General features: G+C 63.1%; 7 protein-coding genes. All 7 read right to left on the minus strand.

From position 1 onward, the window contains the following. Positions 1 to 2: 2 nt before the first annotated feature. Positions 3 to 1265 (minus strand): glucose-1-phosphate adenylyltransferase, encoded by a 1263-nt coding sequence (glgC, locus tag JL39_RS21935; RefSeq protein ID WP_037155862.1) that lies wholly within the window; start codon positions 1263 to 1265, stop codon positions 3 to 5. 18 nt (positions 1266 to 1283) lie between these two features. Next, on the minus strand, positions 1284 to 3500 hold the full coding sequence (gene glgB, locus JL39_RS21940) for a 1,4-alpha-glucan branching protein GlgB (RefSeq protein WP_037155865.1): 2217 nt from the start codon (positions 3498 to 3500) through the stop codon (positions 1284 to 1286). Further along, positions 3500 to 5962: a glycogen/starch/alpha-glucan phosphorylase gene (locus JL39_RS21945; RefSeq protein ID WP_037155868.1), complete on the minus strand. Its 2463-nt coding sequence runs from the start codon at positions 5960 to 5962 to the stop codon at positions 3500 to 3502. Before JL39_RS21945 ends, glgB begins: the two co-directional genes overlap by 1 nt. Before the next feature lie 202 nt (positions 5963 to 6164). After that, positions 6165 to 7430 (minus strand): TadE/TadG family type IV pilus assembly protein, encoded by a 1266-nt coding sequence (locus JL39_RS21950; protein ID WP_052183042.1) that lies wholly within the window; start codon positions 7428 to 7430, stop codon positions 6165 to 6167. Between the two features lie 135 nt (positions 7431 to 7565). After that, positions 7566 to 8447 (minus strand): transglutaminase family protein, encoded by an 882-nt coding sequence (locus JL39_RS21955; protein ID WP_037155873.1) that lies wholly within the window; start codon positions 8445 to 8447, stop codon positions 7566 to 7568. Next, on the minus strand, positions 8447 to 10858 hold the full coding sequence (locus JL39_RS21960; protein WP_037155876.1) for a circularly permuted type 2 ATP-grasp protein: 2412 nt from the start codon (positions 10856 to 10858) through the stop codon (positions 8447 to 8449). Before JL39_RS21960 ends, JL39_RS21955 begins: the two co-directional genes overlap by 1 nt. 9 nt (positions 10859 to 10867) lie before the next feature. Beyond that, a complete protein-coding gene (locus JL39_RS21965) occupies positions 10868 to 14206 on the minus strand; it encodes a transglutaminase family protein (RefSeq protein ID WP_037155878.1) in 3339 nt (1112 codons plus the stop codon). Positions 14207 to 14281: the final 75 nt, after the last annotated feature.

The following is a 14281-nucleotide window of genomic DNA, read 5'->3' on the forward strand; positions in this document are numbered from 1 at the left end:
TCTCATAAATCCAGTTTGTCGATCATCGCCTGGGTGATCAGGCAAATGCCGCTCTCGGTGCGGCGGAAGCGTTTCGCATCGAGTTCCGGGTCTTCGCCGACCACTAGTCCCTCGGGAATGGTTACACCGTGATCGATGACGACATTGCGAAGCTGCGCACGCCGGCCGATGCGGACATTCGGGAGAATGACGGCGCCTTCAAGGCGGGAATAGGAATTTGCACGCACGCCGGTGAAGAGAAGGCTGTTGTAAAGCGTCGAGCCGGAGATGATGCAGTCGCCGGAGACGACGGAGGAGATGGCCGAGCCGCGGCGGTCCTCGTCGTCATGCACGAACTTGGCCGGCGGGGTGATCTCCGCATAGGTCCAGATCGGCCAGGACTTGTCGTAGATGTCGAGTTCGGGGGTGACGGCGGTCAAGTCGATATTGGCCTGCCAGTAGGCATCGACCGTGCCGACGTCGCGCCAGTAGGGCTCACGTTCGAAATCGGAGCGGACGCAGGAATTGGCGAAGCGGTGGGCGACCGCCTTACCGTTATTGACGATGTAGGGAATAATGTCCTTGCCGAAATCGCGGTTGGAGCCGGGCGTTTCGGCATCGCGCTTCAGGGCTTCCATCAGGAGCCTGGTATGGAAGACATAGATGCCCATCGACGCAAGCGCGAATTCCGGATTGCCCGGAATGCCGGGCGGATCGGCGGGCTTTTCCACGAAAGCGATGATCTCATCCTTTTCGTTGACATGCATGACGCCGAAGCCGGTCGCCTCCATGCGGGGCACTTCCAGGCAGCCGACGGTGACGTCCGCGCCGGAATCGACATGCTGCTGGAGCATGTATTCGTAGTCCATCTTGTAGACGTGGTCGCCGGCGAGGATGACCATGTATTCGGGCGCGTAGGCCTCGATGATATCCATGTTCTGGTAGACCGCGTCGGCGGTGCCTTCGTACCATTGCGTTTCCGAAACGCGCTGTGAGGCGGGCAGGATGTCGAAGCTTTCGTTGCGCTCGGGGCGGAAGAAGTTCCAGCCGCGCTGCATGTGGCGGATCAGCGAATGGGCCTTGTATTGCGTCGCGACGCCGATGCGGCGGATGCCGGAATTCAGGGCATTGGAGAGGGCGAAATCGATGATGCGTGCCTTGCCGCCGAAATAGACGGCCGGCTTGGCGCGGCGGTCGGTCAGTTCCTTCAATCGGCTGCCGCGTCCGCCGGCCAGCACATAGGCCATCGCGTCGCGCGAAAGGGGCTGAATTCGCTTCTCGTTCATATTCTCCTCCCTATTCCACTAGGCCTGTTGTTCCAATTCCAGCATCAGCGTTGCCAGCGGCGGCAGCGTGACTTCGGCATGGACGGCTCCTCCCGCGTTCACCGCCTGAACGCGGCCGCCATTGCCCTTGCCGCTGCCGCCGTAGATCTCGGCATCGGTATTGAGGATTTCCCGCCATCTTCCCTCGTTTGGCAAGGGGATGCGGAAATTTTCCCGATAGACGGGGGTGAAGTTGCTGATCACCGCCACCGGCTTTTCTCCCGGCGCCATCCGAAGCCAGGCGAAGACGGAATTTTCCGCATCGTCGACGATCAGCCAGCGGAAGCCGTCGCCTTCGCAGTCGCGGGCATGCAGTGCAGGCTTGGAGCGGTAACAGAAGTTCAAGTCCCGGATCAGGCGGCGCATGCCTTCATGCGGATGGTAAGCCAAAAGATTCCAGTCGAGTTCGCGGGCCTCGCTCCATTCGCTCCACTGGGCAAATTCCTGGCCCATGAAGAGCAGCTTCTTGCCCGGATAACCCCACATGAAGGCGTAATAGGCGCGCAGGTTGGCGAATTTCTGCCAGTCGTCGCCGGCCATCTTGGCGATCAGCGAACCCTTTCCATGTACCACCTCGTCATGGGAGAGCGGCAGCACGAAATTTTCCGAAAAGGCGTAGATGAGGCCGAAGGTGATCTCGCTGTGGTGGTGCTTGCGGTAGACGGGTTCGCGCGCCAGATAGCTCAGCGTGTCGTGCATGAAGCCCATGTTCCACTTGAAGCCGAAACCGAGGCCACCTTCGTGGACGGGCTGGGAAACCTTCGGCCAGGAGGTGCTCTCCTCGGCGATCGTCATCATGCCGGGATGGGCGCCATAGGAGAGCGTGTTCATCTTCTGCAGGAAGCGGACGGCTTCCAGGTTTTCCCGCCCGCCATATTCGTTCGGCACCCATTCGCCTTCCTTCCGCGAATAGTCGAGGTAGAGCATGGAGGCGACAGCATCGACACGCAGGCCGTCGAGATGGAATTTCTCCGCCCAGTAGAGCGCGTTGTTGATCAGGTAGGAGAGGACTTCGATGCGGCCGAAGTTGTAGATCGCGGTGTTCCAGTCCGGATGGAACCCCTGACGCGGATCGGCATGTTCGTAAAGAGCGGTGCCGTCGAAGAAGCGCAGACCGTGCTCATCCGTCGGGAAATGCGCGGGCACCCAGTCGAGGATGACGCCGATGCCGACCTTGTGGCAGCCGTTGACGAAGCGGGCGAAACCTTCCGGTTCGCCGAAACGGGCGGTCGGCGCGAAGAGCCCGGTCGTCTGGTAGCCCCAGGAGGGATCATAGGGATGTTCGGTAACGGGCAGGAATTCGATATGGGTGAAGCCCATGTCGACGCAATAGGGGATGAGTTCGGCGCCGAGCTCGTCCCAGGTGAGGAAGGAGCCGTCCGGCTTGCGGCGCCATGAGCCCGCATGCACCTCGTAGATGGTGATCGGCTGGCGGCGATGGTCGGCCTTTTCCCAGAATTCCCGGTGGGCCGCATCCTCCCATTTCTGCAGGAGTTCCGGTGCGGTGACCGAGGCGGTGTCCGGTCTCATCTCGGCGCGGCGTGCATAGGGATCCGCCTTCAGCGGCAGGAGCTTGCCGTTCTTGCCGACGATTTCGAACTTGTAGGCAGAGCCGGCCGAGACGTCCGGCGCGAAGATTTCCCATATGCCGGTATCGACCCTCAGCCGCATCACGTGGCGGCGGCCGTCCCAGTTGTTGAAGTCGCCGACGACGGAGACTCGTTTCGCATTCGGCGCCCAGACGGCGAAATGGAAGCCCTCGACGCCCTCGTGCTTCATCTGATGGGCGCCCATCTTGTCGAAGAGGCGCAGGTGTGAACCCTCGCGGACGAAATAGTCGTCCATGGGGCCGAGCACGGGACCGAAACTGTAGGGGTCGGTGACGGCCCATTCGTTGTCGCCGCGGCGAGCGCGGTAACGGACCGGCTGGAGGTGGGAGGCGTTGACGGGGCCTTCGAAATATCCGGCCTCATGGCGGCAGGTGAGTTCGCCGAGCTCCGTTCCGTTGAGGGAGAGCGCGGTGACGGCTTCGGCGCCTGGAATGAAGCAGCGGACCCTGAAGCCGTCCTTCAGCTTGTGAAGCCCAAGGACGGCGAATGGGTTGGCGTGCCTGCCTTCCAAAATCGCCTCGATCTCGGATGATGGAATTTCGCCTGGGGCTCTTCCGTCATCGAGGACGCGCGGCGATTTCGTCATCAGGCTCTCCAGATCTCCGACGCGTATTGGCGAATAGTTCTGTCAGAGGAGAACCATCCCATCCGGGCAGTATTTCGAATCGTCTTCGAATACCAGGATTTAGGGTCGAGCCAGAGCTGGTCAACACTGCGCTGGGCCGCCGCATAGGCGTCGAAATCGGCGGCGACCATGAACCAGTCGTGATTGTAGATGCCATCGATCAGATCGGAGAAGCGCGAGCGGTCGTCCGGCGAGAAGACGCCGGATGCAATGGCGTTCAAGGCCTGGGCGAGTTCCGGGGACCTGTCGATGATGGCGCGGGGGGTGTGGCCATCGGCGCGGACCTTGGCGACCTCGTCGGCCTTGAGGCCGAAGATGACGATATTGTCCTCGCCGACGTAATCGCGCATCTCGACATTCGCGCCGTCGAGTGTACCGATCGTCAGCGCGCCGTTCAGAGCGAACTTCATGTTGCCGGTGCCGGAGGCTTCCATGCCGGCCGTGGAGATCTGCTCAGAAAGATCGGCGGCCGGAACCATGATCTCGGCGAGCGAGACATTGTAGTTCGGCACGAAGACGACCTTCAGGAGGCCACGCACCGCCGGGTCGTTGTTGATGGTGCGTGCGACGTCGTTGGCAAGCTTGATGATCAGCTTGGCGTTGTGATAGCTCGGCGCCGCCTTGCCGGCGAAAAGTTTCACACGCGGCACCCAGTCGAGTTCCGGATGCGAGCGGATCTGGTCGTAGAGCGCGACAGCCTCGACGATATTCAGAAGCTGGCGCTTGTATTCGTGGATACGCTTGATCTGAATGTCGAACATGGCGGAGGGATCGAGCCTTATCCCCATGCGGCTGCCGACGAGATTGGCGAGCTGCACCTTGTTCGCTCGTTTGACGGCGGCGAATTTCTCCTGGAAGGCAGGGTTATCGGCGTGAGCATCGAGCGCCTTGAGCGCCTCCGTATCATCGAGGAACTTGTCGCCGATCGCTTCCTCGATCAGCGAGGTCAGACCGGAATTGCACTGCATCAGCCAGCGGCGCGGCGTAATCCCGTTGGTCTTGTTGTTGATGCGGGCCGGATAGAGCGTGTGCAGGTCGGCGAAGACGGTTTCCTTCATGAGGTCGGTATGCAGCGCCGATACGCCGTTTACCGAATGCGAGCCGACGAAGGCGAGATTGCCCATGCGCACACGCCGCTCGGCGTTCTCGTCGATCAGCGAGATCGAGCGGATCTGGGTCTCGGAGAAGCTTTTCTGCTTGCGGGCTTCCAGCAGGATCTGCGCGTTGATTGCGTAGACGATCTGCATATGGCGCGGCAAAAGCCGTTCGAAGAGCGGCACCGGCCAGCTTTCCAGCGCCTCCGGCAGGAGCGTGTGGTTGGTGTAGGAGAAGGTCTGACGGGTGATTTCCCAGGCCTGCTCGAATTCCATGCCGTGGATGTCGGTCAAAAGGCGCATCATCTCGGTGATCGACACGGCCGGGTGGGTGTCGTTGAGCTGGATCGCCACCTTCTCATGCAGGTTGGTGAAATCCGGATATTGCTGCAGGTGGCGGCGCAAGATGTCCTGGAGCGAGGCGGAGGAGAAGAAGAACTCCTGGCGCAGGCGCAGTTCCTGGCCGGCCGGATTGGCGTCCGCCGGATAGAGGACGCGGGTCAGGCTTTCCGCCTTGTTGCTCTCGCGAAGCGCGCCGATATGGTCGCCGGCATTGAACGCGTCGAGCAGGATCGGATCGATCGGCTGGGCCGACCAGAGGCGCAGCGTGTTGACGCGCTTTCCGCGCCAGCCGACGATCGGCGTGTCATAGGCCGTGGCGATGACGCGTTCGGCCGGCTTCCAGACATAACGGGACGGGTCGTCATAACCACCGACCGTCTCGACCGTGCCGCCGTAGCCGATCTCGTAGGAGCTTTCCCGGCGCTCGAATTCCCAGGGGTTGCCGTGGGCAAGCCAGGTTTCCGGCAGTTCCACCTGCCAGCCGTCCGCCATCTGCTGGCGGAAGAGGCCGTGGACGTAACGGATGCCGTAGCCGTAAGCCGGGATGTCGACCGTCGCCATGCTCTCCATGAAACAGGCGGCAAGACGGCCGAGGCCGCCATTGCCGAGCGCCGCATCCGGTTCGAGGCCGGCGATCACGTCGATATCGACGCCGAGCGAGGTAAGCGCGTCGCGGATTTCCGTCATCAGGCCCATATTGGTGACGGCATCGCGCATCAGCCGGCCGATCAGGAATTCGAGCGAGAGATAATAGACGCGCTTGTCACCGGTGCGGTAGACCTTGCGGGTACTTTCCATCCACTTGTCGATGATGCGGTCGCGCACCACCAGGATCGTCGCCGTCAGCCAGTCGTGGGGCTTCGCCACCTTGGCGTCCTTGCCGATGCGGTAGGTCAGGCGCTCAATGATCTCTTCCGCCATGATTTCGGGGCGGGAACTGCGGGGAGCCGGCTGGGGGATTTCAACGGTGGGAGACGTTCTGTTCATATATCGCCAACTTTCTGGTGGAGCGGGAGGATAGCGTCCGATTCAGTCCATCCGGCACGGTGTATGGCTACAGTTTATGCACCGTTATGACGCGCTTGCAATGCTCGTTTTATTTTTGCTCGGCCCCGTTATTCTGCCCGCGCAAAGCAAAACGCCCCGCCGGCAAGGGCAGGGCGTTTTTGCAGTGCGTTCGTGTCGAAACTTAGTTCGTCAGGCGGGTAGCCGTCTTGGCTGCCTTGCGGGCGATCTCGCCGAAACTCTGCACGAGCTGCGTCATGTTGTCCGGCTCGTAGTAATAGTCGGGACCAGTGGCGCAGTAGTTCAGCAGAGCCTTGCCCTTGTCGGGAGCCATGAAGGCGATCGTGTAGATCTTGATGCCGTTGCCCGCCGCGTCCTTGTCCGCCTTGGCCTGGTCGCAGATGCCGCGCACCTTGGCGTCGATCGTGGAGTTCCACGAGCTGCTGTTGCCGGTCATCTCGCCGTCGGTCATGAAAACGATGAAGCGCTCGAAGCTGGTATTGCCCTTCCCGTCATGGGCGTTCTTTTCGGTGCTGTTTGCCTTTTTCAATGCGCTCAAGGCATTGGTCAGAGCGCCGCTGGCGTCGGTGCCGCCGTCGGGAACTGCCGGAAGGTTGTCCACATAAGTGGCAACCTTGGTGGTTCCCCAGTTGATCTTCTGCTCGGCCTTGCTCTTGTCATCATAGGAATCTGCGCCGACGCGGACCAGTTCCCCATCAGGATCGGCCTTGTCCAGTTCATCGAACATGACGCCAGCTGCGGTCTTGAGGGATTGCATCTTGGTCAGGTAATTGTCGACGGTCCTGTAGCAGGTCTTGGTTTGCCAGTAGTAGCCATTCCAGGTGGAGCCGCAGTTATAGGCTTCCTGTTTCGTCGGCTGGGCGGGATTGATCGTCGTCGTATTCCAAGCCATGGAGCCGGACTCGTCAAGCGCCAGATACATGGACAGGGCGTTGCCTTCGCGGGCGCTCGCAGACTGACTTTCGATGCTGATGGTCATTTTCTTGAACCCGAGAACCGCGCTCAAGCCGCTGAGCGGCACGTCATAGCTCGTCTTGAGACGAACGTCATAGCTGGTCGTGGTGTTCGAGGCGACCGTCATCAGTGCCATGGCCTCGGTGTTCCGCCTAAGCTCTTCCAAGGCTGCCGCCTTTTCGGCTTCGGTCATGTCGGAATTGTTGATCTCCTGTGCAGCCTGCTCGACGTAGAAGTCCGTCATCAACGTTTCTGCTTCCGACTGACTCATGTCGCCCTCATCGGACATGGCGGATGCGGTGGCAAGAGTAGCCGCATCCGCGGCCGCCTGCAGGCGTGTCTTCTCGTCCATGACGTGCGTGAGATCGATCGCAAAACCCGCAACGCCCAGAAGGACCGGAAGCATGGCGGCCGTCATGATACCGAAATTGCCGGCGCGGTCCTTCAAAAGCCGCGAAAAGAGAGTGTGCTTCATCGTCGCCCTTATGCCCCGTTCAATTCATTTGAACACCCATGGAACCCGTTTACCGGATGCGGGTATAGGAAGGGCTAAGCGGATCGGTACAATTTTAGCGATTTCAATGAATTAGCATCAAAACGGGGCGGAAGGTCAGGATTTCAGCGGGACGACGTCGACCGCCTGGACAGCCTTCTGACTTCCGTAACCTTTCAGAACGCCGATGACCGGGGCGATGTCGGCATAGTCGCGGCCGTAGGCCACGACGATATGGTCGCCGCCGGCCGGAATGTTGTTGGTGGGGTCGAGTTCGACATAGCCCATGGTTTCGCCACACCAGACCCGCACCCAGGCATGCATGGCATCCGCCCCTTCGAGCCGTTCCTTGCCGGGCGGCGGAATGGTGCGCAGGAAGCCGGAGACATAGCCGGCCGGAATGCCGAGGCTTCGGAGCGCCACGATCATGACATGCGCGAAATCCTGGCAGACGCCGCGCTTGAGGCGGAAGGCCTCCTTGGGCGTAGTGTCGACCGTGGTCGCCTTGGTGTCGTAGGTGAAGTCCCTGTGGATGCGGGCGCAGATCGCAGCGGCAATCTCGCGCACCGTCTGGCCAGGCCTGGCGATCTCGCGGGCATAGGCGGCGATCTGCGGCTCTTCGGGTAGACGCGGGCTCGGAGCGGCAAAATGATGCGGCGAAGAGGCATCGACCGACCAGAGGCGCGTCAGTTCCTCCTTGAGTGCGTCGAGTTCCGGCGAGAGATCGGCCGTCAGCGGCTGAGGCTCCACCATGACACGGGCCTGCATGCGGATGTCGAGACGCTCGTGCGGCGCGCGCAGCAGAACCGAAGTCGCCTGCTGGCCGAAGAAATCGATGAAGGTCGCTTTCTCCTCGGCGTTCGGCATCACGGTCAGCGAGCCGGCCACCAGCCGCTGCCGGTCGGGCAGCGAAAGCGGCAGGACACGGATCAGGTGGCGGGCGCCGGTGGCCGGCACGTCGTAGACATAACCCATGTGGAGGGAGAGGTCGTAAAGCATCAGCTGAAATAGGTCCGTCCGAGAATATCGGACAGCCTCTCCATCTCCTGTTCGAGCTTCAGGTAGACCTCCTGGTTCATCGCCTCCGGGGTCATGACGGCAAGCCCGGAATGCAGCCGCATCGCCTCGCGGTAGAAGGGCGACATCTGGCCGTTGACGAAGGCGTTCGGCAACTGCTCCACCTCGGTGCGGATCTCGTTCAACTGGAAGAGGATCGAGCGCGGGTTGAGCGGATCGAGCGCGAGCAGGTCGGCGACCGTCAGCCGCGCCGTGTTGACGTTGTACCGGCGGCGATGGGTCATGACGCTGTCGCCGATTTCGAGCAGCATGTCGAGCGAGCCGTCGGGCGCATCCGGTCCGGACATATGGCCGAGCAGGCGGGTCATGTGCAGGCCGCGTTCAAGATGCCGGCCGATCGACAGAAAACGCCAGCCGGTGAAGCGGTACATGTTCTCGTGCACGAGACCGGCAAAGCCCGCAAGCTTGCGCAGGAGGATGGTCATGGCATGCGAGGCATCGTCGCCCGGCTGCACGGCATCGTGGAAGCGGCGGGCGGTCTTGGCAAGATCGGTCAGCGCCAGCCAGCCGTCGGGGGAGAAACGGTCGCGGATATTGCTCGCCGAATAGATGGCGCTGTCGACATTGCGCAGCAGCGAGACCGGCACGGCCTTCGACATGTCGATGTCGATCGCTTTGAGGTAATGCGTCACGTCGGCCAGCAGCGGCTGTTCGGGATCGGCCGATTCCGCATAGCGCAGGTGCCAGGCGCGCAGGATGCGCAGCGCCCCTTCGGCCCGCTCGATATAGCGGCCGAGCCAGTAGAGATTGTCGGCGGCGCGGCTCGGCAGGCTGCCCGGCATGTTGCGGGTGAAGCTTTCCTCCGGCGGAAGCAGCGTAGGGCGCGCGACCGGCTTGTCCGAGACGATCCAGACATCGGCCGCCGCTCCGCCGGCCTGCATGGCGATCGCCGCGACATCGTCGCCCGAGCCGATGCGGGCAAAGCCGCCCGGCATGATCTGCCAGCCGGTTTCGGTGCGGGCGGCGAAGACACGCAGCGACATCGGCCGCGGGGTGAGCTTGCCGTTGACGTAAGCGGGGGTGGTGGAGAGCGTCACGACCTCCTGGCCGACCAGCTTGGCGCCCTCGGTCGCAAGCCAGTCGCCGACCGCGTCCTTCGCCGTCATGCGCAGCGAGGAACCCAGCACCGACTGGCCGTTATCGTCGAAGAAGGGAAGCCTGGAATAGGCCGGGCCGATGACCATGCGCTCGATATTGCCGGCGACGTGGTCGCGCTCGTTCTTCTGGCCGCACCACCAGGTGGCGATCGAGGGCATGAGAAGATCCTCGCCGGTGAGCCGGCGACAGACAGTCGGCATGAAGGCGAGCAGCGCGCGGGTTTCCAGGATGCCGGAGCCCAGCGCATTGACGAAGGCGAGCGCGCCCGCGCGCAGCGCCTGCACCATGCCGGGCGTGCCGATATGGGAGTTCTGGTTGAGCTCCAGCGGATCGGCATAGGAAGCGTCGAGGCGGCGCCAGAGTACGCCGATCGGCTTCAGGCCGGCGACCGTGCGGACCATGACGCGATTGTTGACGACCGTCAGGTCCTCGCCTTCGAGCAGCATGAAGCCGAGATAGCGGGCGATATAGGCGTGCTCGAAATAGGTCTCGTTGGCCGGTCCCGGCGTGAGCACAGCTATCCGGTCCTCCGGATATTGCTTGTGGGCCTGCAAGGCGTCTCGGAAGGCGCCGAAGAAGGAGGCGAGCCGGTGGACATGGCTTTCGGCATAGATGTCGGAAAAGGCGCGGGTGGTGGCGACACGGTTTTCCAGCGCGAAGCCGGCGCCCGAGGGCGCCTGAGTGCGGTCGGCGAGCACCCACCAGTTGCCGTCCGGGCCACGGCCGATCTCGAAGGAGCAGAAATGCAGGTAATGGCCGCCGACAGGCCTGACGCCGACCAGCGGCCGCAGGAACTCGGAATTTCCGGCGATCAGCGCCGGCGGCAGGATGCCTTCCTGCACCAGCCTGTTGTCGCCGTAGATATCCGCCAAGACGGCTTCGAGAAGATCGGCACGCTGGACGAGCCCCTTGGAGACCGCGTCCCATTCCTTGCCGTCGATCAGCACCGGGACATGGGAGATCGGCCAGTTGCGCTCGCCGCTGCCCTGCGCGCCATAGGTGCGGTAGAAAACGCCGGCATCGCGCAGGTAGCGGTCGGCGCGGGCGAAGCGCTCGTGGAGCTCGGCCTCCGGCATGCGGCCCAAGTGCGAGATCAGGTTGCGCCAGACCGGCTTGATCTGGCCGCCGGCATCCAGCATCTCGTCGGCGATGCCCGGCAGCGCGGCATAACCGAGGATCGGATCGGTGGCGACCCTCTCTTCATTTGCCAGTCCGGTTGCCGGTGCCTTGGACATCGACTTCTCTTACACTCCTCGCGGCCGGCGCAGGTCGAGCGTCAGCGGGAATTCGGGCGAGGGCGCTTCCGGCATCAGCGCGTAGCGCCCCGCCGTATGCCCCCAGGGTTCGAACCGGGCAAGCCGGCGCGCTTCCGCCTCGTTGCCGTTGACCGGGAAGGTCTCATAATGGCGACCGCCCGGATGGGCAACATGGTAGATGCAGCCGCCGATCGAACGGCCGGACCATGTATCATATATGTCGAAGGTGAGTGGCGTATTAACCGGCAGGACCGGATGCAAGCCGGACGCCGGCTGCCAGGCCTTGAAACGGACGCCCGCCACCGAGACGCCGGATGCGCCGGCGTCCTTCAGCGGCACGGCACGGCCGTTGCAGGCGACCGTATAGCGCGACGGGTTGGAGGTCTCCAGCTTAACCTGCAGGCGTTCGACCGACGAATCGACGTAGCGCACCGTGCCGCCGATCGCCCCCTGCTCGCCCATCACGTGCCAGGGTTCGAGCGCCTGCCTGAGTTCCAGCTTCGAGCCCTCGTATTCCACCTCGCCGAAGAAGGGGAAGCGGAATTCGAGCTGCGCCTTGAACCATTCGGGACGGAGATCGAAGCCGTTTTCGCGGAGGTCGGCCAGTACATCAAGGAAATCGGCCCAGATGTAGTGCGGCAGCATGAAACGGTCGGCAAGCGCCGTGCCCCAGCGGACGAACCTGCCCTCGATCGGGTTCTTCCAGAAGCGGGCGATGAGCGCCCGCACGAGAAGCTGCTGGGCAAGCGACATGCGGGCGTTCGGCGGCATTTCGAAGCCGCGGAATTCGATCAGGCCGAGCCGCCCGGTCGGGCCGTCGGGCGAGAAGAGCTTGTCGATGCAGATTTCCGAGCGGTGGGTATTTCCGGTGACGTCGACCAGCAGGTTGCGGAACAGTCGGTCGACCAGCCATGGCAGCGGCGGCATGCCCTGTCCGGGCGGCGGCACCTGGGCAAGCGCGATCTCCAGCTCGTAGAGCGAATCGTGGCGGGCCTCGTCGATGCGCGGCGCCTGGGAGGTCGGGCCGATGAAGAGGCCGGAGAAGAGATAGGAGAGCGAGGGATGGCGCTGCCAGTGCAGCACGATGCTCTTCAGAAGGTCCGGCCGGCGCAGGAACGGGCTGTCGTTCGGGTTCGCCCCGCCGACGACGACATGGTTGCCGCCGCCGGTGCCGGTGTGGCGTCCGTCGATCATGAACTTGTCGGCGCCGAGGCGGCTCTCGCGGGCCTCCTCGTAGATCGCGGTGGTGATCGCCACCGTCTCTTGCCAGCTCGCGGCGGGGTGGATGTTCACCTCGATGACGCCGGGATCGGGGGCGACGCGGATGACGTTGATGCGCTCGTCGTGCGGCGGCGCATAGCCCTCGATATGGACGGAGAGGCCGAGCGCGGCCGCCGCGTTTTCCGCCGCCGCGATCAATTCGAGATAATCCTCGATCCGCTCGGTGGGCGGCATGAAGACGCACAGGCGACCGTCGCGCGGCTCGACCGAAATGGCGGTGCGGACGGCGCCGCCGATGTCGCCGAGGGTCTGTTCGACACGGCCCTGAATTGCAGTTTCATCCACCTGGAACGAGGCTTCCGGCATAGCGCGGCCACTCGGGACGAAGACGTCCGGCAGCGGGCCGCGAGGGATGAAGGGATCGGCCTCGTGAATATAAGGAAACTGCGACGGCGGAACGTAAGGGAGCGTGCCGAGCGGCAGGCGGTAGCCGACCGGGCTGTCGCCGGGAACGAGGAAGATCCTGCCGCGGCGGGTGCGCCATTTCTCGCTCATCCAGCGTTTGCCATTTGCCGTTCTCCCCGCTTGGGCGTTCCAGGCCTGTACGGGCAGCACGTGGCCGGTCGGCCGGGTCAGGCCCCGCTCGAAGACGCGGGCGATGCGGCTTCTCTCTTCCGGGTCTTTCAGCTTTGAATTGGACGGATCGACATTCTCCGGCAGGCTGCCTTCCTTGATGATCCATTCGGCCGGGTCCTCGAAGGCCGGCGCGACGTAATCGGGATCAATGCCGAGCTCGCCGGCAATCGCCGTCAGGAGCCTGGCGGAATCATCCTCGGTAACGTCATGATCGCTTCCTTCCTGGGCAATCAGGTCCGGATCGCGCCAGATCGGCTGGCCGTCCTTTCGCCAGTAGAGCGAGAAGGTCCAGCGCGGCAGGCTTTCGCCCGGATACCACTTGCCCTGGCCGTAATGCAGGAAGCCGCCCGGCGCGAAACGTTCCCGCAGCCGGCGGATCAGGGCATCGGCCTTTTCCCGCTTGGTCGGGCCGACCGCGGCGGTGTTCCACTCGTCGGATTCGAAATCGTCGATCGAGACGAAGGTCGGCTCGCCGCCCATGGTCAGCCGCGCGTCCTGCGCCTGGAGGACGCGGTCGACCTGCTCACCAAGATCGTTCAGTGCTTCCCAGGATTCGTCGGAAAACGGCTTGGTGATGCGCGGATGCTCGGCGACGCGGGCGACCCGCATGTCGAAGGCGAAATCCGTCTCGGCCTCGCCGTAATAGCCGCCCGAAATCGGTGCGGCATTGCGGTAATGCGGGGTGGCGGCAAGCGGAATATGGCTTTCGCCGGTCAGGAGGCCCGAGGTGGGGTCGAGGCCGACCCAGCCGGCGCCGGGAAGATAGGCCTCGGCCCAGGCGTGCAGGTCGGTGAAATCGACCTCGGTGCCGGACGGGCCGTCGAGGGCCTTGAGGTCCGGCGTCAGCTGGATCAGGTAGCCCGAGACGAAACGGGCGGCGAAACCGAGATGGCGCAGCAACTGCACGAGCAGCCAGCTCGTGTCGCGGCAGGAGCCTCTCGCGGTCGCAAGCGTCTCCTCCGGCGCCTGAACGCCGGGCTCCATGCGGATGACATAGCCGATCTCCTTCTGAAGGCGGGCGTTCAGGCCGACGATCATGTCGACGGTCGGCTGATCGGGAGACTGGTCGATCGAATTGACGAAGGCTTGCAGGAGGGGCGTTGCCGGCTCCGGCTTGCGGTAGATCGAAAGGTCCTCGACCAGCGTTTCGGGATAGTCGAACGGCCATCTGGTCGCCTCCTCCTCGACGAAGAAGTCGAAGGGATTGTAGACCGTCATGTCGGCGACCAAGTCGACCTCGATCTTCAATTCGGTGACCGGATCGGGAAAGACGTAGCGGGCGAGATAGTTGCCGTAGGGGTCCTGCTGCAGGTTCACGAAATGGTTGGAAGGGGTCACCTTCAGCGAATGGCTGAGCACCTTGGTGCGGGAATGGGCGGCGGGCTTCAGCCTGATGATCTGCGGTCCTAGACGGACGGGTCGGTCGTATTTGTAATGGGTGAGGTGATAGATGCTCGCCTTGATCGCCATTGTGCCCCTTGCCGGCCGTTCGAAGAGCCTGAGCTCACTGGCCGATCGATGATGATTGCAAGGATTTTGTGCGCT

It is taken from the genome of Rhizobium sp. YS-1r (genome assembly GCF_000757525.1).
GTDB classification, from domain to species: domain Bacteria; phylum Pseudomonadota; class Alphaproteobacteria; order Rhizobiales; family Rhizobiaceae; genus Neorhizobium; species Neorhizobium petrolearium.

Excerpts from the sequence above, each read along its gene's own strand:
- JL39_RS21965 (WP_037155878.1), bottom strand. The coding sequence starts at position 14,206 with ATGGCGATCAAGGCGAGCATCTATCACCTCACCCATTACAAATACGAC.
- glgC (WP_037155862.1), bottom strand. The coding sequence starts at position 1,265 with ATGAACGAGAAGCGAATTCAGCCCCTTTCGCGCGACGCGATGGCCTAT.
- JL39_RS21955 (WP_037155873.1), bottom strand. The coding sequence starts at position 8,447 with ATGCTTTACGACCTCTCCCTCCACATGGGTTATGTCTACGACGTGCCG.
- JL39_RS21945 (WP_037155868.1), bottom strand. The coding sequence starts at position 5,962 with ATGAACAGAACGTCTCCCACCGTTGAAATCCCCCAGCCGGCTCCCCGC.
- JL39_RS21950 (WP_052183042.1), bottom strand. The coding sequence starts at position 7,430 with ATGAAGCACACTCTCTTTTCGCGGCTTTTGAAGGACCGCGCCGGCAAT.
- glgB (WP_037155865.1), bottom strand. The coding sequence starts at position 3,500 with ATGACGAAATCGCCGCGCGTCCTCGATGACGGAAGAGCCCCAGGCGAA.
- JL39_RS21960 (WP_037155876.1), bottom strand. The coding sequence starts at position 10,858 with ATGTCCAAGGCACCGGCAACCGGACTGGCAAATGAAGAGAGGGTCGCC.